The sequence below is a fragment of the Methanocella paludicola SANAE genome, assembly GCF_000011005.1.
Lineage (GTDB): Archaea > Halobacteriota > Methanocellia > Methanocellales > Methanocellaceae > Methanocella > Methanocella paludicola.
Map to the genome: position 1 here is coordinate 2776736 of NC_013665.1, position 22476 is coordinate 2799211.

General features: G+C 60.1%; 23 protein-coding genes. 13 read left to right on the forward strand and 10 right to left on the reverse strand.

Annotation, left to right across the window (positions count from 1 at the left end; genetic code table 11):
* Positions 1–3: 3 nt before the first annotated feature.
* Both MCP_RS14315 and MCP_RS14320 read right to left on the reverse strand, forming a co-directional pair.
* Positions 4–1011, reverse strand: a complete 1008-nt coding sequence (locus MCP_RS14315) for a glycosyltransferase family 39 protein (protein ID WP_012901564.1) — start codon at positions 1009–1011, stop codon at positions 4–6.
* Positions 1008–2018, reverse strand: coding sequence for a glycosyltransferase family 39 protein (locus MCP_RS14320; protein ID WP_012901565.1), 1011 nt, complete (start codon positions 2016–2018; stop codon positions 1008–1010). The genes MCP_RS14315 and MCP_RS14320 overlap by 4 nt, the downstream gene beginning before the upstream one ends.
* A gap of 70 nt (positions 2019–2088) precedes the next feature.
* Here MCP_RS14320 and MCP_RS14325 point away from each other — a divergent pair, with 70 nt between their 5' ends.
* The gene (locus tag MCP_RS14325; protein WP_012901566.1) at positions 2089–3045 is read left to right on the forward strand and encodes a nuclease-related domain-containing protein; all 957 of its coding nucleotides are present in this window, start codon (positions 2089–2091) and stop codon (positions 3043–3045) included.
* Positions 3046–3069: 24 nt separating this feature from the next.
* Here the strand turns inward: MCP_RS14325 and MCP_RS14330 are convergent, their stop codons facing one another.
* On the reverse strand, positions 3070–3729 hold the full coding sequence (locus MCP_RS14330; RefSeq protein ID WP_012901567.1) for a hypothetical protein: 660 nt from the start codon (positions 3727–3729) through the stop codon (positions 3070–3072).
* Positions 3730–4029: 300 nt separating this feature from the next.
* On the opposite strand from MCP_RS14330, the gene radB reads away from it, so the two are divergent.
* Positions 4030–4713, forward strand: coding sequence for a DNA repair and recombination protein RadB (radB, locus tag MCP_RS14335; protein ID WP_012901568.1), 684 nt, complete (start codon positions 4030–4032; stop codon positions 4711–4713).
* A gap of 1 nt (position 4714) precedes the next feature.
* Here radB and MCP_RS14340 read toward each other — a convergent pair whose 3' ends face one another.
* Positions 4715–5443, reverse strand: coding sequence for a hypothetical protein (locus MCP_RS14340; protein WP_012901569.1), 729 nt, complete (start codon positions 5441–5443; stop codon positions 4715–4717).
* 346 nt (positions 5444–5789) lie between these two features.
* Here MCP_RS14340 and nrdD point away from each other — a divergent pair, with 346 nt between their 5' ends.
* Together nrdD and MCP_RS14350 are read left to right on the forward strand one after the other, a co-directional pair.
* On the forward strand, positions 5790–8165 hold the full coding sequence (gene nrdD / locus MCP_RS14345; protein WP_012901570.1) for an anaerobic ribonucleoside-triphosphate reductase: 2376 nt from the start codon (positions 5790–5792) through the stop codon (positions 8163–8165).
* Positions 8166–8235: 70 nt separating this feature from the next.
* Complete coding sequence (locus MCP_RS14350; protein ID WP_012901571.1) at positions 8236–9003, forward strand: anaerobic ribonucleoside-triphosphate reductase activating protein; 768 nt, start codon at positions 8236–8238, stop codon at positions 9001–9003.
* Here MCP_RS14350 and MCP_RS14355 read toward each other — a convergent pair.
* Complete coding sequence (locus tag MCP_RS14355) at positions 9000–9593, reverse strand: hypothetical protein (RefSeq protein ID WP_012901572.1); 594 nt, start codon at positions 9591–9593, stop codon at positions 9000–9002. The two genes, MCP_RS14350 and MCP_RS14355, sit on opposite strands and share 4 nt — an antisense overlap.
* 145 nt (positions 9594–9738) lie before the next feature.
* Here MCP_RS14355 and MCP_RS14360 point away from each other — a divergent pair, with 145 nt between their 5' ends.
* The 4 genes from MCP_RS14360 to MCP_RS14375 are packed head-to-tail and all read left to right on the forward strand — an operon-like array spanning position 9739 to position 13963.
* Positions 9739–10692, forward strand: a complete 954-nt coding sequence (locus MCP_RS14360) for an AAA family ATPase (RefSeq protein ID WP_012901573.1) — start codon at positions 9739–9741, stop codon at positions 10690–10692.
* A gap of 2 nt (positions 10693–10694) precedes the next feature.
* Positions 10695–11459: a sugar phosphate isomerase/epimerase family protein gene (locus MCP_RS14365; protein WP_231845219.1), complete on the forward strand. Its 765-nt coding sequence runs from the start codon at positions 10695–10697 to the stop codon at positions 11457–11459.
* Entirely contained in the window at positions 11425–12669 is a 1245-nt protein-coding gene (locus tag MCP_RS14370; RefSeq protein WP_012901575.1) for an MFS transporter, read from the forward strand. Before MCP_RS14365 ends, MCP_RS14370 begins: the two co-directional genes overlap by 35 nt.
* The gene (locus tag MCP_RS14375; RefSeq protein ID WP_012901576.1) at positions 12662–13963 is read left to right on the forward strand and encodes an MFS transporter; all 1302 of its coding nucleotides are present in this window, start codon (positions 12662–12664) and stop codon (positions 13961–13963) included. The genes MCP_RS14370 and MCP_RS14375 overlap by 8 nt, the downstream gene beginning before the upstream one ends.
* Here MCP_RS14375 and MCP_RS14380 read toward each other — a convergent pair.
* The 4 genes from MCP_RS14380 to MCP_RS14395 all read right to left on the reverse strand — a co-directional run bounded on the left by MCP_RS14380 (position 13938) and on the right by MCP_RS14395 (position 18601).
* Positions 13938–14438, reverse strand: a complete 501-nt coding sequence (locus MCP_RS14380; RefSeq protein WP_012901577.1) for a DUF5806 family protein — start codon at positions 14436–14438, stop codon at positions 13938–13940. The two genes, MCP_RS14375 and MCP_RS14380, sit on opposite strands and share 26 nt — an antisense overlap.
* Positions 14439–14684: 246 nt before the next feature.
* Positions 14685–15599 carry a ribonuclease Z gene (locus MCP_RS14385; RefSeq protein WP_012901578.1) on the reverse strand — a complete coding sequence of 305 codons (915 nt, stop codon included), beginning with the start codon at positions 15597–15599 and terminating at the stop codon, positions 14685–14687.
* A 449-nt stretch (positions 15600–16048) separates the two neighbouring features.
* On the reverse strand, positions 16049–16588 hold the full coding sequence (locus MCP_RS14390; protein ID WP_128860090.1) for a carboxypeptidase-like regulatory domain-containing protein: 540 nt from the start codon (positions 16586–16588) through the stop codon (positions 16049–16051).
* A 45-nt stretch (positions 16589–16633) separates the two neighbouring features.
* Complete coding sequence (locus MCP_RS14395) at positions 16634–18601, reverse strand: cation-translocating P-type ATPase (RefSeq protein ID WP_128860091.1); 1968 nt, start codon at positions 18599–18601, stop codon at positions 16634–16636.
* A 77-nt stretch (positions 18602–18678) separates the two neighbouring features.
* Between MCP_RS14395 and MCP_RS14400 the strand changes: the two genes are divergently transcribed.
* The 5 genes from MCP_RS14400 (at position 18679) to MCP_RS14420 (ending at position 21972) form a co-directional block, all read left to right on the forward strand.
* Positions 18679–20340 carry a radical SAM protein gene (locus MCP_RS14400; protein WP_012901581.1) on the forward strand — a complete coding sequence of 554 codons (1662 nt, stop codon included), beginning with the start codon at positions 18679–18681 and terminating at the stop codon, positions 20338–20340.
* Between the two features lie 68 nt (positions 20341–20408).
* Positions 20409–20720, forward strand: a complete 312-nt coding sequence (locus tag MCP_RS14405; RefSeq protein WP_012901582.1) for a cupredoxin domain-containing protein — start codon at positions 20409–20411, stop codon at positions 20718–20720.
* 50 nt (positions 20721–20770) lie between these two features.
* The gene (locus tag MCP_RS14410) at positions 20771–21196 is read left to right on the forward strand and encodes a plastocyanin/azurin family copper-binding protein (protein ID WP_012901583.1); all 426 of its coding nucleotides are present in this window, start codon (positions 20771–20773) and stop codon (positions 21194–21196) included.
* Positions 21193–21411 carry a hypothetical protein gene (locus tag MCP_RS14415; protein WP_012901584.1) on the forward strand — a complete coding sequence of 73 codons (219 nt, stop codon included), beginning with the start codon at positions 21193–21195 and terminating at the stop codon, positions 21409–21411. Before MCP_RS14410 ends, MCP_RS14415 begins: the two co-directional genes overlap by 4 nt.
* A 39-nt stretch (positions 21412–21450) precedes the next feature.
* Positions 21451–21972 (forward strand): YkgJ family cysteine cluster protein, encoded by a 522-nt coding sequence (locus tag MCP_RS14420; RefSeq protein ID WP_012901585.1) that lies wholly within the window; start codon positions 21451–21453, stop codon positions 21970–21972.
* Here MCP_RS14420 and MCP_RS14425 read toward each other — a convergent pair.
* Positions 21934–22437, reverse strand: a complete 504-nt coding sequence (locus MCP_RS14425) for a peroxiredoxin family protein (protein WP_128860092.1) — start codon at positions 22435–22437, stop codon at positions 21934–21936. The genes MCP_RS14420 and MCP_RS14425 overlap by 39 nt on opposite strands.
* Between the last annotated feature and the right edge of the window lie 39 nt (positions 22438–22476).

A 22476-nucleotide genomic window follows, 5' to 3' on the forward strand; every position in this document is an offset into this window, starting at 1 on the left:
AGTTCACCTATGCTTAATGACCGGCGCCAAATTATTTAAAGCTTGTTTTTCGGCCGAATTTACCCTGGCCGGGGCGTTTTCAGGCCCCTTGAAGGCGCTGGCGCACAGCAACGCCAGGAAGGGCAGGGCGATGAACCAGTACTGGAGGTACTGCTTCAATACTAATGCCGAGATGAAGCAGAGCCCCACGGCAAGGCAATAAGTCTCAAAGGGCCCGCGGTGCCTCGAAAAGCCGAGCAGGGCCAGGGGCAGCAGCGAGGTCAGCATGCAGGCGGAGAGCGCGATCCCGGCGACGGCCATGAGCAGATCGGGCGGGCGGTATCCCTCGTCCGTGAGGAATCCAATGGCCTCGAATCCTCCGCCGGCGGCGACCGCCGGCGCGCAGTAGCCGTATAGCGCGAGCGCCAGCGCCATCGCGGCGATGAGCGGCAACGCCGCCGCGACGAGGGCGAATGCATGCCTCGCCTCTCCCCTGCGGTACCTGACGGCGAGGGCCACCGGCAGCAGCACGAGCATCAGGGGCTTGTAGCACGCGGCCAGCCCGATGAGAAGGCCGGACAGAGCGTACTTATGGCCCCATTCAGTGCAAAACATCGCGTAGGCCGATATCAGGGCAAGCAAGACGGACAGCGCGTCCCCGATGTTAAGGTGGCCCTGCGCCATGGCCATGCTCAGGGCGAACAGCAGCCCGGCCATAAAGCCCGAGGCGCTCCCGTACGATCTCCGGCCGATCTCCATGACCAGCAGTGCGCCAGCAAGGCATAGCACGCTCACGATGAATATACGATAGCCGGATAATACGCCGGTGTGGAATAGAAGTACGGGGGACGATGCCCCCTCGCCCAGAATGGCGTATATCGCCGGCACTGCCGAGGATGCAAGGCCGTAATATGAGGCGATGTCGAACGGCCTCCACGCCCCGCTGATCAGGATGTCCTCCAGGAACGCGAACGCCAGGAACAGGGCCCCGTAGGTCCCGGCAGCCAGGGCGTATACCGTCGCCTTGCTCATTCTGGCCTGTCCTCCCTTTTCCGGTAAAGCCTGACGCATAGAAGGATGACGAAGGGGAGGGCTAGCGCCCAGTAGTGAAGGTATTGCCTCACGGCAAGCGTGGCCAGGAAGGCCGTGGCGGACAGCACGAAGAGCTCGTCGTACGGCGACAGGGGCCGGTCGAGAAGGACGCCGGCCGCGGCCGCCGCCAGCAGCACGATGAACAAGCCGGCCGAGAGCCCCAGGTTCGCAAGGCCCACCAGCGGGTCTTCCGCTTTGTAAGCAGGGATGTCCCCCAGGTAGCTGCTGCTTAAATACTCGTCGGCCACGCCGAAGCTCCAGTAGAGCGAGGACGCCCCGGCATCGGGGCCGTAGGCCAGGAATATGGCACCGTATATGATGAGCAGCGGCATCACGACTCCCGCCAGCAGCTCAGGGGCCCTTCGGAGCTCTTTTTGCCTGAGCATGTAGAACAGCAGCAGCGGCACCAGCAGGAGGGCGTACTGCTTGAAGCCGATGGCGATGCCGGCGAAGATGCCCGATAACAGCTCGTTCTTCATGAAAAGCAGGGCATAGACGGATAATAGTATGAACAGAAGGGCGAAAGGCTCGGTCAGGATGAAAAAGCCCTCGGCCAGCGCCAGGTTCGGGAGCAGGAGCAGCCCCGCCACGAGCCCCGGGAGCCTCCCGTAGAGCTTCCAGCCGATGCGCATGACCACGATGGCGCTCAGGAAGTTGCACAGCCCCACGAGCAACAGGCCTCCGTAAAGCTGCTGGCCCAGCGCCGCGGGCAGCGTGAGCATGAAGAAGATGAGGGGGGGCTTAGGGTCCCTGAAGTCCACGTAGGGGACGCCGCCGCCCAGGATCACTTCCGCCATCCTGTAGAAGAGCTTCGTGTCCCCGATCAGCCAGATATTCTGGAGGAACCAGGCCGCGCAGGCGGCCAGCCCGAAAGCGACAACGCCGTAGGCGAAGGCGGACATGAGAAAGAACGCCCTGTCGGACAGGCGAAGACCTTTATGCTCCATGGGACTCGCCCAAAGGTAGGCCGGGGAATATGATAATGTTTATGCACTAAAAGCAATCTTTCCTATTAATATGGCAACTTTGATCGGTAGCAGCGGGGCCGGCGACGACCTCATCCGCAAGTTGCACGAAATGGGCGTATCGCGGAGCTGCACCACCATCAAAGAAGTGATGGAACGACGTGATGCCATAGACCAGGTCATAGCGCTGGAGAGGGAAAGGCAGGAGCGCCTCCTCGAGAAGGAGAGGAGGACGCTCAGGAGCGGCATGAGGAAGCATGCGCTGCTCGACTCGCTGCTGTTCTTCAACAAAAACAAGAAGAGCCGCGAGTACCTGAAGAGGATAGACCACCTTGATAAGAACAAGGACGCGATCATCGAGAACAACCTGCTTTACCTTTACCGCGAAAAGGACGTGCTAGACCGGGTGACGAGGGAGTACCGGAGCGAGCTGAAGGGCTATTACGGTGAGCTACTCGTCATGGACACGCTGGAGCGGCTCGGCGACGAGTACTACGTGCTGAGCGACGTGCGCATTACCCGCGAGTTCGGCCATAAGTTCGATGGAAAAATGCTGAAATCCGCCAGAGTTGACCATGTGGTTGTGAGCCGTAAGGGCGTCTACTGCATAGAAACAAAGAACTGGAATCTGCGGTGGAAGAGCGAAGACCGGCCCACCCCCGGCGAGCAGGCCCGGAGGGCCTCTTATTTGCTCTACAGGTACCTGAAATACACGTGCGACATCCCGCGAATACGGGTGATGAGCATCGTGCTGTACACGAACACTACCGTGAAGGGCAAGGAGGACTTCGTCCGGTTCCTGCGGTACGAGGACTTTCCCGCGTACCTCGAGGCCCGGCAGGAGATCCTGTCGGACGAGGAGGTATCGAGGGTTCTCGAGTGCCTGGGGAGCAGGGATATCAAGTTCGACGATAAGCTTCCCGAGTCTGAGAAAGAGGTTAGTAAAGAAGGGGAGGCAACTGTCGAGCTGAGCCTGCTCGAGGAAGTCTCTGGCGGAGAGACGGTGTGACGGCGCCTCCGGCGCCGCCCTTTTTTATTTCGTTTCCGGGCTTACCCCGTTTAGATGGCCCTTGTGCATCTCGATGGCCTCGTCGAGCGTTATTTCGCCCCTGGCGACCCTGCGGGCGAGGTATTTGGGTATGGTGGCCCGGCCCTCGGATTGAGAGCGGCTGGACTCCTGGATGACCCGGATTTCGCCCTTGGAGGGCTCTATTTCCCTTTTACCGACGGGCTCGCCTTTAATGCGGGCGATGTTGATGGCGGCGATGATATCCCGCACCTGGCTCGTGTGGATGTTCTTCCCGACGTAGGGCGTGGTGCCGGTCTCGTCCACCAGTTCTACCTTGAAGCCGCCCTCCAGGAGCGTGTTGATGATCTGGGCGGTCATGAGCCTGGCCCCGCTGCCGATGCGGATCGTGGAGATGTTCGCGTGGTACTCGTGGGCCACCTTCCGGAGCGTGGGCTCCACCTCGGTGACGCCGACCTGGTAGACCGCGATGACCATGTCCCCCGAGAGGACCGCGATGCCCGGCCTGCGCCCCGGGTCGATGCCGATGACCAGGGGCTCGGAATGGCCGTTGCCCCTGATGATGTTGATGGCACGGTCTATGGTACCCTGGGGGTCGTCGAAAATGAGCAGGTGCCCGCCGGCCCAGTCGATGGACTGCGCCTCGCCGGCGGTGGTGATGACCACTTTAACGTTATGGGGGATCGGGTCCGTAAGCCTGAGGGTGATAAAAGGCGCCTGCCGTTCCTTGAGGAGCGATATGGCGGCCTCGTAGACGGCGAAGTCGGACGTGATGAGCGCGATGATGCCTCGTTCTTTCCTTCAGGACCCTCCGGATACTGTAGAAATGAGATTATCCATGTTATTTATAATTGCGCATGGCACGTAAATGTTATGGGTGGCAGGGGCAAAATAAGGCCGCCGTAGATTATTTTCGGGGCCTCCAACAACCATATAAATGAGTAAGTTGCATTGTAGCAGGACGAAATGGCGATGAGCGAGACACTAATAAATCGGCTTCCCACGGGCTCGAAAGTGCTGGACGGCCTGCTGGGCGGGGGCTTCGAGGCCGGCACGATCTCCCAGTTATTCGGCGAGCCCGCGAGCGGGAAGACCAACATTTGCCTGCAATTAGCCGTCAATACCCTGAGGGCCGGCAAGCGGGTCGTGTACATCGATACCGAGGGCTTTTCCGTCGAGCGGTTCCAGCAGATCGCCGGCGAGGACGCCCAGAAGCTGGCCCAAAAACTCATCCACTTCAAGCCGACGAGCTTCGAGGAGCAGTACGTGGCCGTCAAGGAGACCGAGAAGATCGTCGGGCAGAATGTGGGCCTCATCATCCTTGATTCGGCAACGGCCTTCTACCGGGTGGAGCTGGAGAGCCGGGACAGCATGCTCTTAAAGCGAGAGCTGGCTAACCAGGCGACCATACTCCTGGGCCTGGCCCGGAAGTACGACATCGCCGTGGTCATCACTAATCAAATTTATATGGACGTCGACAAGGAGGAACTGCGCGCAGTGGGGGGCAACATGCTGGAGCACATCAGCAAGGTCATCGTCCAGCTGTCCCGCACCGGGATCGGCACCCGGCAGGCCGTGCTGCGGAAGCACCGGTCCATGGCCGAGGGGCAGAGCGCCGAGTTCAGGATCACGGCGAACGGCGTGGAATAAGTCACATCGTTTTAAAATATTTCCAGCCCGTCTTGGCGAGCCTCATGCGCTCCCCGGGCCTTTCCTCGATCCACCTTATAATGCTTTTAAAGGGGTTTTTAGGGTCGTGGGTCTCCTTGGGGTCCACGTAGCCTTCATACCCCAGGTCCTTCACGTAGGCGGCGAACCGATTTTCCAGCTTGTCCTGCAGGAGGCCTTTGATCTCGGTCACCTTCACCTCGTACCCGGCCTTCCGCAGCGCCTCCTTCGAGCCGACGTTCACGTAGCCCGTGCATATCTCGACAAGGGTATCGCCCGGGCGGGCATCGAACCGCTTAAGGAGTTCCAGCGTGACCGTGGCGGCATAGCCCAGGTACTCGTGGCGCCCGAACCGCTCGCCCTGGAAGTAGTCCACGGGCACCAGGCCGGTCTCTACCCGGCGCCCGTCGCTGGCGCCGATCATGACGCCGCCCAGGGGGAAGCCCCACCCGGCGTCGTCCACGCTGATGGTATGCCGCTTTACGGAGGGTTTGCGCCCCTCGAGCATATCAGTAAGCGCCTTCAGGTCTACGGTCACGAGCTTCAGCCGCCCGCCCTTATCCTTATATACGCGGGCGTTCCACTTCTCCGGGGCCCGGGCGCCATCGCCCCGGACGCTCAGCACTACGTAGGGGTTGCTATCCCTGGCGCCCGGCAGGCCAAGCCCCCGGATACGCTCCAGGCAGGCCTCGTCTATCAATCGCACGTCCATGGCCGTGACCGTATATTATAATTGATTTTTTGTAAAAATATTTGCCCCAAATATTTTATGCTAGTTACCATAATATAATTATTAATTTAGCCTCGGGCGGGGTAATCTAAGGAGGTAACTATCGGAGGCCTGCGACAGGGTTACGTGTATTTGGCGGACCAGGGGATTATCGGGCCGTCACTTCCATACCGCCAACTACAAAACGAGATATGACGATAATTATAAATGTCCACACATACACTACGAACGAGAAGCCTTATAATCTATCAAGCATTAACAAGTAGTCATCAGGTGGAAAAAACGATCATCGGGTCACATATCCCATGTGACAAAAAGGGATGGTTGAATGGCTTATTATACAAGATCCGACAGCACGAGTGCTCCACCTGCGCCCTACGGGGGCAAGGCGCGAGAGGGGAGCATATACATCATCAAGTCCGACAGCAGGATAGAGCTGTACGACCCCAACAAGGTGGTCGTTAGCCTCATACGTTCCGGCGTCCCATACAAGGCGGCCGCCGATATAGCGGACGAGCTCCAGTATAAGATATACGACGGCATGTCCACCCGAACATTGCGTACGATTTTGATCAACCTGGTCGACCAGAAGAACCCGGAGGCCGCGCTCAAGTACAAGCAGGCCCACGAGATGTTCGTGCGTACCTCCAAGGGCACGCTCGAGCGGTTCGACCCGAAATTCATCGAGGACTCCCTCATCAAGGAAGCGGACCTGTCAAGGGAAGTGGCGGGCCACGTCTCCAAGGAGGTCGAGGGCAAGCTTCGAAAGCTCAAGGTGAATTACCTCACCGCGCCTCTTATCCGTGAGATCGTCACCGTGCAGCTGCTCGAGGAGGGCCTGGAGGACGCGCGCTCCCAGTATACGAGGCTGGGCATGCCCGTCTACGACGTGACCCAGCTGATCGAGCACGGGAGCAGGGAGAACGCGAACCTGCACCACAACCCGGAGACGATCCACAAGTTCGCGGGCGACCAGATCCTGAGAGAGTACTTACTGGTCAAGATCCTTCCGCGCCACATCACGGACGCCCACCTGAGGGGCGACATCCACTTACACGACGCGGACTACTTCGCGATACGCCCTAATTGTTTGCAGCACGACCTGTCCTGGTTCTTCCAGAACGGCCTGCGCGTCGACGGCACGGGCAACCACACCTCCGTGGCGGCGCCTCCAAAGCACGCCATGGTCGCGGCGCTCCACGCCGCCAAGATCCTGGCCTCTTCGCAGACCAACATGGCCGGCGGGCAGTCGCTGGATAATTTCAACGTGTTCATGGCCCCGTTCTTCACGGGGATGAGCTACGACGAGGTCAAGCAGGTCGCTCAGGCGTTCGTCTACGAGATGAACATGCAGTACGTGGCCAGGGGCGGCCAGGTGGTCTTCTCGAACGTCAACATCGAATTGACCGTGCCTCCCTTCCTGAGGGACGAGCCGGCCATCGGCCCGAAGGGCAAGGTCGTCGGCACGTACGGCGACTTCGAGGACGAGCTCCAGGTCTTCACCGAGGCGCTCCTCGACGTGTTCCTGGACGGCGACGCCCGGGGCAAGCCGCACCTGTTCCCCAACACCATCGTGAAGGTCAGGGACTCGGCGTTCAAGGACCCGAAGCAGCAGGAGATGCTGCTCAAGGTGCACTACCTCTTCTCCAAGTACGGCACCCCGTACATCCTCAACATGCTGCCGAAGTGGCAGCACGGGGCGGTCAACAGCATGGGCTGCCGCACCCGCCTCAGCGGGGACTGGGCCGACAGGCAGGGCTACACGAACCCTCGCTATAGCACCATGAGGACGGGCAATATCCACTATAACACCCTCAACCTGCCCAGGATCGCCATCGAGGCGAACGGCGACGACAACAAGGTCTTCGAGATACTCGACCAGAGGCTCGACCTCATCAGAGAGTCGCTCGAGATCAAGCACGAGCTCATCGAGAGGCGACTCTACGATAACAAGCTACTGCCGTTCCTCACCCAGAAGGGCCAGAGCGGCGAGGACTACTACCAGTTCAAGGACCTGACGCACACGGTCGGCTTCGTGGGCTTAAATGAGTTCACGAAGATCCACATCGGCAAGGGCCTTCACGAGTCAAGGGACGCCTACGACTTCGGCATGGACCTGATAAAGTACATGCGCGACTGGGCCGAGTTCAGGACCGAGATGACGGACTGGCGCTGGACGCTCACGCAGTCCCCGGCCGAGTCCACTTCCGGAAGGTTCGCGAAGCTCGACCTCCGCGAGTTCGGCGACCGCGCCATCGTCAAGGGCGACAAAGAGAAGGGCAACGTCTACTATACGAACAGCTCCCACCTCGAGGTGGACGCGGACGTGCCGATGTTCGAGAGGGCGAGGCTCGAGGGCGAGTTCCACCCTGTCTGCAACGGCGGCCACATCACGCACCTCTTCCTGGGCGAGGGCACGCCGAACCCCGAAGGCCTCATGAGCCTGACGGAGAAGCTGTGCCGGAACACCAGCATGGGCCTGTTCGACTTTACGCGTGACCTGACGACCTGTAAGGCGTGCGCCACCGTGTCCGGCGGTTTACAAAAATCCTGCCCGAACTGCGGCGCCACGGGCGCTGCGCTCGAGTACTACTCGAGGATCACCGGCTACTGCCAGCGCATCGGGAGCGGCGAGTCGACCACGGGCGGCTGGAACGACGCCAAGGTCGCCGAGCTCCGCGACAGGCGCAGGTACTGCATATAGAGGGGCCCCGATGGCCCCGGCTATTTTTTAAAGTAATGTTTATCGTATTATAGCTCCAAGTTATTCACTCATGAAGCTCAACCTCGGGGACGTCATTCCCACCTCGACGCTGGACTGGCCCGGCAAGGTCGTGCTGGTCGTGTTCATGTGGGGATGCCCGCTGAAGTGCCCTTATTGCTCCAACTCCCGCTTCATCGAGGTGCCCGAGGACATCCAGGCTTCGGACACCGAGACCGTCAACGCCAGGGTGCTTGAAGCGTCCCGCTTCGTCGACGGCGTGATCTTTTCTGGCGGCGAGCCGTTCATGCAGCCCGCCGCTCTCAGGGAGATGGCCGAATATGTAAAGGGGCTTGGCCTGCTCGTGGGCGTGCACACCAACGGCGCCTACCCGGACCGTATCGAGGAGATGGCGAATGCAGATCTGCTCGATGCAGTGTTCATGGACGTTAAGGCTCCTCTGGAGTATGAGCCTTACAGGGCGGCGTGCGGAGACATGGACAGGAGCCTCTTCGAGGCGATCAGGCGCTCGCTGGCGCTGTGCTGCGAGCTCCGCAGGAAAGGGAAGATACAGCTCATGGAGGCCCGGACCACCGTGTTCCAGGGCATCAGCGACAGGCCCGACGATATAGCGAAGATCGCCCTGGAGGCCGAGTGCGCGGACGCCTACGTGGTCCAGCAGGGCAGGCCAGAGGTCGCCATGGACGACAGGCTCAAGTCCTCCGAGGCAGTCCACCGGAATAAGCTGGTGGAGCTGGCCAGGGCAGCCAGAGAAAAAAGCAGTGTGAAAGTGGTAAAAGTAAGGACGCACCTGTACGGCGACGAAATAATAAAAGCTTAGGTAAGCGGCTCGTGCGTCTTGATGGCGCCACTCTTTTTAAGCCGGCGGACAGCCTCCTCGTGCATGGCATTCCACACGGCCTTCTCGATAAGCTCGCGCCGGTAGGCCTCGTCATAGCCCAGGTACGCGAACAGGATTATCGAGGCGACGACGGCTACGACCACGAGCACGATGGCGACTGCCAGGTAGGGCATCTGCGACAGGACGCCGATATAGTACATGTACGCCTCCGCGAGGATCGCGAGCAGCAGCGGGGCCACCAGCCCGGCGTAGGAAAGCCAGACGTTCGACGGCTTTTGCGCCGGCACGCTCGCCTTGAAGCCGGTGATCTGCTCGATGAGGGTGAGCGACTCGCCCGTGGTACAGGTCGCGGTGACGAACGCCGTCGCGTCCTTGTACTGGCTCTTCGACAGGGACGGGCTCGACAGCATCGTGGCCAGGTCGCCCAGCAGCGGCACGTTCCTGAACCGGTTCTCCTCGGCCCGCTCCTCGACCTCGGAGCGGATGGCGTAGACCTTCAGGATGGTGGAAAGGATAAGCTCCTTCCTGTTCACCCGGCTCGCCGGCACTATGGAGTCTTTTCTGATCATGGTCTTTTGCCTTGAAGAATAGTTTAAACGCTCAATGGTGAAAAATGTTGTCGTGCTCTCCAATTGCCTGCAATTGCCTGAACGGTTTTGCACAAGTATTAATACGAGCCGGCGTGTTATGGATTTTCATCGAGGTTTACGCTTTATGAAGGTCATCGCTTTCGTCGGCATGCCGGGCGCCGGTAAGACCGAGGCCTCCAATGTGGCCCGGGACCTGGGCATTCCGGTCGTCATCATGGGCGACGTGCTCCGGGAGGAGGTAAAGAACAGGGGCCTTGCCCCCACGGACGCGAACATCGGGGGCACCGCAAATCAGCTCAGGAAGGAAGAGGGAATGGACGCGATAGCGAAGCGGTGTATCCCTAAGATCGAGGCATATGAAGGTAAGGCGAATGCGGTGGTCGTGGACGGCATCAGGGGCATCGCCGAGGTGGAGACATTCAAGAAGGCTTTTGACGATAATTTTACCCTGGTGAAGATCGACGCCCCTTTTGAGCTGAGGCTTGAGAGGCTGTCCCGCCGCGGGCGCTCCGACGATATGGCGAGCGCCGAGGGCCTGAGGCAGCGGGACGAGAGGGAGCTGTCCTGGGGAATGGGGAAGGCGATCGAGGCGGCCGATAAGGAGGTCACGAACCTGGACCCCATCGAGCGGTTCCGGGATGAGATCCGCTCCATCCTCGTTAAGGAGGGCATTGAGACCACCGTCTCCGCTCTCGTGTTCCCGACGGAGCCAGAGGAGAAGGTCAGGCATGCCATCGGAAACATATTCCCTGACGCTAAGCTCCATCTTATCCAGCAGAAGGGGTACGTGGACAGGCTGGAGGGCAAGGCAGGCCTCGACCGCCTGCACGAGCTCTTGAGGGAGCAGAAGATCCTGGACACCGCCCGGGGCGCCATGTACAAGGGCATGAAGGACGATGAAATATCCTTTGAGCTGAACAAGCAGGCCGCCTACATGGGCGAGCTCAACTTCCTGGACCACGACGTGGCCCTTGGCGGCATCTACGTGACCATAAGATACAAAGACCCGATGCTCATCACAGACTGGCTTGCCCCCGAGACCCGGGAGGGGAAGCCCCTGGAGGAGATCGAGCTTTGAAGGTGGGCTTTTCGGCCTACAAGCTGGTCACGAAGCCCTTCGACTGGGCGGCGGGCCTCGAGGACATGGGGTTCGACGGCTGGGAGATCGTGAGCGAGGGCCAGCAGAAAATTACCAAAGAGAGCCTGCCCGGTTTCATGGATATCATCAACAGCATGGACATCGAGATCACGGTCCACGGGCCGTTCTCCGACCTGAACCCGGCGTCCGTGAATGACGCTATAAGGGACGAGACCATACGGCAGATCAGGCAGTGCGTGGAGCTTTCCGCCGACTTTTCAAGAATTGTCGTCGTTCACCCGGGCATCCTGTCGCCCCTCGGGAGCCAGATGCCCGACGAGGCGTGGACGAGGAACGTGGACGCCCTCAGGGAACTCTGCAAACACGCTGGAGAGCATGGCGTTACTTTGTGCCTGGAGAACATGCCGAACATTGAAAAGCTGTTATGCAGGACGCCCTATGAGATCTTCGGCATGGCCGAGTCCGTGGGCGACGGCATCGGCATGACGTTCGACGTTGGCCACTCCAACACCATGAGGAACACGGCCGAATTCTTAAAGGAGAAAGCGAAGTTCGCCCACGTCCACATCCACGATAATCACGGCATAAAGGACGAGCACCTGGAGCTGGGCAAGGGCACCGTCGACTGGGGCCGTGTGCTCCCGGAGCTGAAGGATTTCAAGGGCATGGCGGTCGTCGAGGCCCGGAGCCTGGAAGAAGGAAGGAGAAGCCTTGAGTTCATTAGAAAACGCGAGCACCACCCTTAAGCAGGTCGTCGTCGAAAAAGAGAAGCCTAAGGGCGCCTTCGATACCTTTCGGATCTTGATTTTAGCGATGGGGCACCTGGTCAACGACAGCTACTCCAACATCGTCCCGCCGCTGCTCCCGATGCTGAAGGCGGCCTACGGCCTTTCTTATGCTGCGTCGGGCATGCTCACGACCGTCTATACCATCACGTCGAGCATTGTACAGCCCCTGTTCGGCTACTACGCCGATAAGCATGGCCGGCGGTGGCTCGTGGCGCTGAGCACGGCCTGGGTGGCCTTCTTCATGTCGCTCATCGGCGTGGTCTCTTATCTGGGCCTGGACAGCTCGGGCTCTTATATCGTTTTGTTAACTCTCATTGCCCTGGCCGGGTTCGGCAACGCCGCCTACCACCCGCAGGGCGCATCCATGGTCCCCCGGGTGAGCGGCGACCATAAGGGCCTGGGCGTGTCCATCTTCTCCGCGGGCGGGAATTTGGGGTACGCCATAACGCCGCTTCTGGTCGTGCCGGCCACGGCCCTGTGGGGCCTCAAGGGGACCCTCGTATTCCTCATCCCCGGCTTCCTCATGTCGCTGCTGCTGTACAGGTACGCGCCGGAGGCGCCTCAGACCGGGGCGCACCTCAAGGTAGGAGAACTAATCAGGGACATCACTTCGGTCATCAAGCCCCTCCTGGTGGTCACGGGCATCGTGGTCATGCGGGCCTGGGTCTTCTTCGGGCTCATCACGTTCTTACCCCTATACTTCGCCTTACGGAATGAGGCGCCGGTGACGGCGAGCGTGCACCTGTTCGTTCTCCTGCTCTTCGGCGCCATCGGCGGGCTCATCGGGGGCGCCGCGTCGGACAGGTACGGCCGCAAGTTCGTGATCGTGACGAGCCTCGTCATCACCGGGCCTCTGCTATATCTGGCCCTGTCCACGAGCGGCCTGGTCGAGTGGGCGCTCACGGCCATGGCCGGGGCGGCGCTCCTCGCGTCCTTCTCCCCGGCGGTGCTCATCGCCCAGGACCTGATACCCAATAACCAGGGCATTGCCTCGGGCCTCATCCTGGGCCTGGCCATCGGCATCGGCGGCCTGGGCGTCTCTGTCACCGGCGCCTTCGCGGACGCCTTCGGCCTCACGGCGGCGGTGTACTCGCTGGTCTTATTGCCCGTGATGGCCATGCTCTTTGCCCTGGCCCTTCCCGGCAGTATCAGGCCCAGGCTTGGCTAAGCCGGCAAACTTTTTTATATCATCTGCCCATTATGGGGGATTCAAAGTACCACGAAGGGATGTTAAAACGGCGGATAATGGGTTCGACAAGTTCAGGGTATTTCTTCTGGGCCTGGGGCACTTTACGGTGGACGTCTACGCGAACCTGCTTCCGCCCCTCCTGCCCATGTTCAAGCAGATGTACAACCTGTCCTACGCCGCCACGGCAGGCCTGACCTCGGTCTTCGCCGTCACCTCCACGCTCATCCAGCCCATCTTCGGATATCTGGCAGATAGGTACGGCAAGAAGTGGATAGCCGCGCTGGGCGTGGCCTGGATATCCGTCCTGATGTGCCTGCTGGGCATCGCCCCCGGCTACGCGGCCATCGTGGCGATCGTCGCCTTCGCGGGCGTGGGCTCGGCCATGTTCCACCCACAGGGAGCGGCCATGGTGCCCAGGGTCAGCGGGGACCACAAGGGCGTGGGCGTGTCCATCTTCTCGGCGGGCGGAAGCATCGGGTACTCGGTCATGCCGTTAATCGCGGTGATGATCGTGGGCTGGTTCGGCTTGAACTCGTTACCGCTGCTCATCTTCCCCGGCCTCATCGTCTCGTACATGCTCTACAAATACTCCCCCGACATGGAGGAGGAATGCAGGAAGAACCACATCGACCTCCGCCAGATGCTGCACGACATGGGCCAGGTGAAGGCGCCCCTGGCGACGCTAGTGACCGTCGTGTCCCTGCGGGCCTGGGTGTGCTCGGGCATGATCACCTTCATACCGCTGTACTATGCATTGCATTTCAAGGGCTGGACCTTCATGGGCTATGACCTCTCGCTCATCGCCCCGGGCATCACGCTCTTTATATTTTTAATCGCCAACGCCATCGGCGGCATCATCGGCGGCTGGGCCTCGGATAAGTATGGCAAAAAGCAGGTGCTGGTCGCCGCGTTCTTCGCCTCGCTCCCGTTCTTCTACCTGGCCTTCACCAGCCCCGACTTCCTGGTCTGGCCGTTCATCGCCATCGCCGGCGGCTTCATCTATGCGGCCTACCCTGGCACGGTGCTCCAGGCGCAGGAAATGCTCCCCCGGACCCAGGGCATGGCCGGCGGCCTCATTTTAGGTTTCGCCAACGGCGTCGGGGGCCTCCTCGTGTTATTGACGGGCGTCATCTCGGACCACTTCGGGATATTTAACGGGGTACTATCGCTCATCGCCATCGCGGTTGTCATGTCGTTCCTCTCGCTGGCGGTGCCGGGGGATAAGGCGTTAAAAGCTCAGGTAGAGGCTATTGAAGTCCCTCAGGCTCACTGACCTGGTTGAGCTTTTCGGTTATGCGGCGCAGCGTCTCGGCCATCATCTGCTGCACCTCGAGGCTCACGTCGCCCGACACGTCGGCGCCCTCGATCTTCTTGAGAGCCTCGATATTTTTTATGACTACCTGGATGGTGTCCAGCATCTCGTCCAGCGAGATGAGGCCTGCATAATATGCGTAGAAAAACGTGGTGCCGGACCGTGCCACTTTGCGCTTGAAGGCAGCTTCTGCCGAGGAAACGTCCTGCCGTTCGTACTGGGCGTCCATAAATGGCACTAATTCTGGCAGATGCTCGCCGATCCAGGTCATCGGCACCTTGCCGTCCTCCGCCTTGAAGTCTGCACACAGGCGGGCGATGACCCATTCCCGCGCCGTCAGGTGGGTACGCTGCTTCAGCGTATCGTTCACCTGCTCGTACGTCTGCTTGTTGAACTTCTGGAACCGGGCGTACTTGTTAGGGTCCTCGGCGGTCATAATTCAAAGACGGGCATGGAAGTTGATAAACGTTGTCCTGAAGCCTAAGCCCCTCTAAGCTATTATAAGAATGCACGAAGGCTGTTTCAGCCTCGAAGCGACTCGAAGAGGGCCTGAAGTGACACGAAGAAATTATAAAATATTTTAATAAAGTCTTAGAGTGTCTTCGAGCCAGCTTGGAGGGGCTTTGTGGCTGAAACAGCCTTCGTGCATTCTTATCATTTTTTTGAGCCGCTTAAACAGGCTTTACTCCCTGAGAGGCACGTCGACTTCCATGAAGTCCTCGGCCACGACGACGCCCGGGAAGTACTTCCTCGCATCCTCTAACAGTGGGGTGATGTCCTCGGAGTACCGGCTGCTGATGTGGGTCAGTATCAGGCGCTGCACGCCCGCCGTGGCCGCGAGCCTCGCCACGTCCCCGGAGGACGAGTGGAGCGTCTCGGCCGCCTTATCGGAGGCCTCGTCGGCGAATGTGGCCTCGGAAATCCATAAATCGGCGCCCTTCAGCACAGGTAAGAATGCCTGCGAGGGCGCGGTGTCGCCCGTGTAGACGATCCGCCTTCCGGGCCTGGGCTCGCCGACAACGTCAGAGCTTTTAATTATACTGCCTTTGACCTCGACGTCCTCGCCCCGGTGGAGCCTTCCGAACAGCGGCCCCTCGGGCACGCCAAGCTCCAGCGCCCTCTGCCTGTCGAACCGGCCAAGCCGGGCGTCCTCCATCAGCGCGTAGCCCAGGCCGGGGACGCTGTGGAACGTGCGGAACGCCTCGACCTTATACCCGTTACGCTCCACGACGTCGCCGTGCCTGAGCTCGTGCGCCACCACATCGAATGCCGGCTTCAAATAGCCTAACGAGTTTAAAATATCGCAGTACTCCCGCACGAACTTCGGGCCGTAAATGTGCAGAGGCTCAGTCCTCCCCTGGAAGCCCATGGTCTGGATGAGCCCGGGGATGCCCAGCGTGTGGTCCGCGTGGAAGTGCGTCAAGAAGATCGAGCCCACGTCCATGAACCCGGAGCGGCAGCACATCATCTGGCGCTGGGTGCCCTCGCCGCAGTCGAAGAGCATGCGCTCGCCCTCTCGTACGACCATTAGCGACGGCATGCCTCTGCAGGGGCTCGGGACGGACCCGCCCGTGCCGAGGAAGATGACCTTGAGCATAAGACTGGATTATAATATGTATTAGAGATATTAAAATGTGGTTCTCGTATGCCGCGTTCCTTTTACAGCTAGAATGCTAAAGTACAATTTGTCGTTTAACGTTATGCCGTCCAGGAGTGGTCCAACCACAGGGGCACCGAGCGCACGGGAGTTTCACAGAGTTTTTCTTAATAATTTGAGGCACGGAGGCCACGGAGCCCGGTTTATTGGTTTATCAGGGGCACAGAGTTAATCAAGGCACTGTTGACCAATAAACAATTAATGAGTAATTTTGAATATTATAAGCGTGTAGTGGTTTATCGTCAACTATGCCTCTTTAAACTCTGTGCCCCAGGTTAAATATAAACCCGTCCTCTGTGCGCTCTGTGTCTCTATTTTAAAAAAATCTCCGTGAAATTCTGCGCTCTCCGTGCCCCTGTGGTTGGACCACTCCGGGATTGCATAACGGGTTACTTCGACCGTTTGAGAAGCAATACAGCCACTAGTAATGATAGTAATGCGAGTAACGTCCCAAACCCGGGGCTCCTGGCGGCGGTGGCCTGGGGCAGGGGCGACGACACGCGCACCGGCACGTAGGTATAGTACGTCTTAGGCGTAGGAACGGGCGTGGGCTCCTTGATAGCGAGAACGTCCACGTACTCGGGGATGACGATGTTGGCGGTGGCGGTGCCCCCGGTGAGGTTCACCTGCGCGTAGAACCAGCTCTCGCCCCACTGCGCCGTCACGTTATAAAGGCCCGGCTGGACGCCGGTGAACACGTAAGCGCCCGGCAGCGAGCTGGAAAAGTTCGAGGTATACTGGGGGTTGTTCGGAACGACGGCCAGGACAGGCACCCCGTCCACGATGGCCCACAGCGTGACGGTCGCTCCCGGTATGGCGGCATTATTGGCCGAGGTCACGATGCCCGTGACCGAGCCGTACTCCTGGGCCATGGCGGGAGCCGATGCTAAGACGAATAACAGGATCACAGCGGCCGCCGGTAATCTCATCAAATATTAATATAAAAATAATAAATATATAAATGTCCGCTAAGCTTATTTAAGCCTGGTGAAGTACATCCGGGCGCAGTTCGTGGCGATGGCCACGAGGCTCGCCGCCACCATGAGCAGCACGAGCTCGACGTCCGCGAGGGTCGTGGAGGCGGCGATGACGGCGAAGGTATTAAAGTAGAAGCCGAACGACATGCCCTCGCTGGCCCGCTTCACTTCATTCTTAGAGAGGGATATCAGCCCCGCCACGTCCGAGGGCGAGGCGCATATGGCGTCCTCCAGGCCCTCGAAGCCCAGCGCCTGCTCTTTTATTGTCACGGCGGCCGCATTGGCGGCGAACCTGGAGATCTCACAGCCCCTTCCCGCGGCGACCACGTTCTTCCCGTCGGCGCCCACTTTCCTGATGAACTCCAGGCGCTCGTCGTCCTCCATCCGGGACTTCACGATGGGTATGCCGGCCTTCTTTGCGACCGCCTCCGATATGGCCGGCGGCTCTGCGGACAGGAGCATCACGTTATTGATGCCCAGCTTGTTCATCCGCTCAACCGAGGCCTTCATGTCGTCCTCCACGGACAGGTGGAAGGCCGCAACGCCCAGGAGCGTGGAGCCCTTGAACGCGTAACGGGCCAGCTTTCCCTGGCTCTCGAAGGCACGCGCCTTCGCGAGAAGGTCTTCCGGCACCTGGCCTGCCCTCGAGGCATCGCTCAGGGCGAGGAGAGAATAGCCGTCAGTATCCCGGGCGTCCATGAACGTGGGGTCATCTCCCACGTAGGCGTCCACGGCGGCCTTCACCTCGTCGGCGGAGTGCCCCGCAGCCGGAGCCGAATCTACGAGCGACGCCTTATCGGCGACCGAGCCCAGGCCGTCGAACGCGACGGCATCCGCCGTGCTCATGCGCTCGATGGAGCCGTGGCTCGTGAAGCCGGCGCCCTGGCGGGACGCGGCGAGGTAACAGGAGATGAGGGACAGCGGCCTGGCGAGGAGCGCCGCGGCCGGGGCCGACGCGATCAGGATGGCGACGGCGGCGGCGTAGTTGAACATGAACACTACGACGAAGCTTATGCCCATGATGGTCACGAGCAGCAGCGCCCGCTCGATAGACTTCGGGTAGCTGAGCAGCACTTCGATCGGCTTCCGGGCCGCGACCAGCGCCGCGGCGGCCCTCCGAAGCCTGGGCTCGCCCTTCTCTTTTGGCTTGACGAGTATCCCACCCTCCATCATGAGGGAGCCGCCGGTGACCTGCGAGCCTTCCCGGACGCGGGAGCCGATGCATGACCCCGCGGGCACGGCCAGGCCTTCGCCCTCCGTCACAGTGCCGTCCAGGGGAACATGGAACCCCGGCTTCACCTTCAGTAGTGTTGCCTCTACCGTCTCGACCCACTCGCCCTTATCGTTCATGGCCGTCGACGGAAGGAAGAAGCCCAGGCCCCTGAACCGGGGCTCGATGAAGCGGTTCAGGATGTTCGCCGCCTGGCTGATGAGCACGACGATGCCTGACGCATAATATAAGGGCTGTGCCGCCTGGTACGAGTACGGCAGGGGCGCCAGGATGGCCATCCCCAGGAGCAGCTCGAGGCCGAACCTGCCCGCGAACACGGCAGTGATGGCGTTCCTGAGTATCGGGTAGCCGCAGATGAAAACGATGAAAGCCCCGACGAGCAGGGCGTAGTCGCCGGTGATGACGTTATAGTAGGTGCCGAGGAACGACAGGGCGGTGGCGATGACCGTCAGTGCGAGCAATATGATCTCCAGCCTGCCTTCGCCCGAGTCAAGCGGCGCCTTGGACTCGGCTATGGGAAAGCCCGCCGAGAGAGCGGCATCCTCCACTTCCCACTCGTCGGACCCGGGCATGACGGACGCGATCAGCTTATGGTCCTGCTCGTTGACCCTGGCATCGCCGACCTCGTCCCGTTCATCGAGGTACTCTTCGAGCGCCTTCGCCCGGCGCTCGCCAAACGCCAGGATGTTGAATATGCGCCATCGAGGCCTTGAGAGGGGAGTAGTATTAGCCATATAACCCATTTAATGGACGTGAGCTTATTTGAAGCTTTTGAATAACGTTATTAGGCCGCGCGGCCATCTATAGTTCGATGCGAACGGTCATCCTTGACGGCTATGTGGACGAGCCTGCCTGCCTGGGCGTCCCTCCTTATATGGCGCCCTATTCCCGTTATGTAGCGGGCGCCCTGCCGGGCGATGTTCTGTACTTCACGATAGACCAGCTTAGAAAAGACCCGTCGATCGTCGCCGCCATGAACAAGTCGGACCTCGTAGTGGCCATCGCAGGCGTGACCGTCCCTGGCAAGTACGTCGGCGGGACGCCCGCGACGCTTCCCGAGCTTGAGCGGTACATGGCGGGCGTGAAGGCGAAGAAGATACTGGGAGGGCCCATATCCATGTTCGGCCCGGGCACCGAGGGCGGGAAGATGGCCAGGCACATGGGCGCCAGCGCGGCGTTCGACATCGTCGCCACGGGAGATGTCGAGGCGGTCGTCCACGGATACGTGACGGAAGGCCTTTCAGTGGACCCCTCGGTGCGCCGCCGAGCGCCGGACATCGCGGAATGGGCCGTGAGGGGCGCCCGGATCCTGCCCCAGCACCCTGACTTTCCGTACACGATGCTGGAGATGGAGACGTACAGGGGATGCTTCCGGGGGACGTGCTCGTTCTGCACGGAGCGTTTTTATGGCCGGCCCGACTTCCGCCCCGTCGAGGACATCGCCCGGGAGGCCGGCGCTCTTTATTCCCTGGGCGCACGGTATTTCCGCCTGGGCCGCCAGCCGGACCTGCTCACGTACATGTCGAAGGGCGACGGCGAGTTCCCTCCGCCTAACATCGAGGCAATCGAGCGCCTCTACAGCGGCATCCGCAGGGCTGCCCCCGATCTCAAGGTCTTACACCTCGATAACATGAATCCCGGCACGATCGCCCGATATCCCGAAGCGTCGAGGGAGGCCCTCAAGGTGGTGGTCAAGTACCACACGTCGGGGGACGTGGCGGCGTTCGGGATGGAGAGCGCCGACCCGCACGTGATAAAGCTGAACGACCTGAAGGCGCTGCCCGAAGAAGTGCTGGAGGCCATTCGCATCGTGAACGAGGTCGGCGGGGCCATGGGCCCGTCGGGGCTTCCTGAACTATTGCCAGGCCTGAACTTCGTGCACGGCCTCCTGGGGGAGACGAAGGAGACCTTCCGGCTCAACTATGAATTCCTGAAGCGCCTCCTGGACGAGGGCCTTCTCGTGAGGCGCATCAACATCAGGCAGGTCATGCCCTTCGAGGGCACCTGCATGGGCGAAGTGGGAGATAAGATCGCCAGGAAGCACAAGGGCGTGTTCCACGCCTACAAGGAAAAGATCAGGAAGGAGATTGACATGGAGATGCTGCGGCGGGTGGTGCCGGTGGGCACGGTCATGCCGGGCGTCCGGATGGAGTTGCACGACGCCGGCCTCACCTTCGGGAGGCAGATCGCCACGTATCCCATCCTCGTCGGGGTGCCGGCCGTGCTACCGCTAAAAGAGGTATACGACGTAAAGGTAGTGGGCCACGGGTTCCGTTCCATCACGGCTGTCCCGTGCCCGCTGGACGTCAACGCGGCCCCTGCGAAGATCCTGGAAAGCCTCCCCGGGGTGGGGAAGAAGCGCGCCATGGCCATCCTCAGGTGGCGGCCTTACAGGGATGGCTGTGAGCTCGAGGAAAAGATGGACGACCCCGTTCTTGCCCGGAAGCTCTCCGAATATTTCGTCTACCGCTAGCGGTCCCGGCGTGGAATGCTTCGTTTAACGTTATTTCTCTGCGTGCAGACCGGGTACTCGGTGGTATCATGAAGCTCTTATGCATGGCGATCTTAGCCGCGGTGCTCGTCTTCTTCTCGTGCCCGGCCCTGGCGGCTTCTACGGCGCAGGTACAGATCAAGGACATGAAGTTCCAGCCGTCGGAGGTCACGATCCAGAGCGGAGGGACGGTCGCCTGGACCAACGAGGACCCGATGTTACATGACGTCAAGTTCAAGGACTCGGAATCGCCCAACCTTAAGAAGGGAGAGCAATACTCGAAGACTTTTGATAAGCCCGGCACTTACGACTATTTATGCGAGATCCATCCCGGCATGAAAGGGAAAGTGATCGTAACATAGGCTCTTGAAAGACTATTAATATATAACAATGAGATAAATTTAATGAGAGAATGAAAATCGATTGGATACACGTGATCATATTGGTCCTGGCCATAACAGCCATATCTGGCTGCTCGACGCCAGGCCCGGTAGTAACGCCCACGGCAGTCCCGGCAACGCCTACGCCGTTCCCGCCCACGCCAACGGCGACGTCGACGGTAGTACCGACGCCATCGCCGACCTCCACCACCCCTTCGTCCGCTTCGGTCACGATCTCCGGCTTCTCATTCCAGCCGGGCGAGGTCACCATCGCGAGAGGCGGCACCGTCACCTGGACCAATAACGACGGCACGGCGCACACGATCAAGTTCCAGGACAGCGAGTCCCCGGCGTTGCAGAATGGTAAGACCTACAGTAAAACGTTTAACGTGACGGGCACGTTCGATTACATCTGCGGCATACACACGTACATGAATGGTAAAGTGATCGTCGTATGAGCATCCGGGACATTGCGGTCACGATGATCTGGTTCCAGCCGCTCTTCGCCTGGCTGGGGCTGTTGACCTTTTTAATGCTGATCATTACGGCGAGCTACGGGTATATGCTCTTCAAGGGCAGGGTCCGGTCCTTTAAAACTCACATGTGGCTGGCGGCCATGACGATCGTGAGCGGCGTATTGCACGCCGTGCTTGCCCTGACCATTCTGATCTGAACAAAATGAATATAATGAGTAAGATATAAACCGTAATATATGCTCAGCAGGCAGGAATTCTTCTCCCGGGCCCGCCGGGGCCCATACTCCGCGGAGGACCTGTATTCGGCGTACGAAGCCTACGCCACCTGCCCGGCGTTCCCCCGGGAGGGGGAGTTCCGGTGCGAGCGGTGTGGAAGCTGCTGCCGGAGGTCGTGGCGCGTCGAGGTGTCAGTGTACGACGTGCAGCGGTGGATCGCGGAGAAGAGGCTGGACATCATCAAGCGGCTGGAGTACCGGCCGAGACGGGGGCCCCCTGCCGGGCTGACTCCCTGCGAGGCACGGTCGCTGGAGATGATGTGCGCCGGCATCCTGGAGATGGAAGAGCGCCTCGCTGCCGGCCTGGCCTTCGTGTTCGGCGCTTCCAGGGACGGCGCGATGGTCATCCCTAAAAATATGAACGGATGCGTCTATCACGACGGGGATGGCTGTACGATATATGAGACAAGGCCCGGGGTGTGTGGCCTTTTTCCCGACGCCCGGCTATTTAAGGGCCTTGCGGCACTCCTCAAGCAGCGTTAGGTTATCCGGCCCTCCGGACGCGCCCACGGCCTGCTTGTAGCGGATGATGCCGCTCGTGTCGATGACCAGCATGGCGGGGAACTCGACGTCGTGTATGACCTCGAAGCAGACGTGGCCCGGCGTGTCGCTGCACTGCCCCATCTTATAGTCCCGGACCACGGAGTGGTCGTCGTCGCACAGGATGCCAAAAGGCAGCCCTAGCTTTTGTACGAGCGTCTTCCCCTCGTCCACCTTCAATATGCTTACGGGAAAGACCGCAACGCCCGCGTCCTTGAACTTGCCATAGTCCTCTGCCAGGGTTTTCAGGCGCTCCAGGCACCCGGGCTTATCATGGTTGAAAAAGAATAGCAGGACCGTCTTTTTGTTCTTGCAGTCGTAGAGCCTGACGTCCCGGCCCGCAGCGCTCTTCAATCGGAAGTCGGGGGCCATCTCGCCGACCTCGATCCGGTACTCCATGTTGTACATAGCATTAAAATGAATACCGAATTTTGAAATAAAAATAAC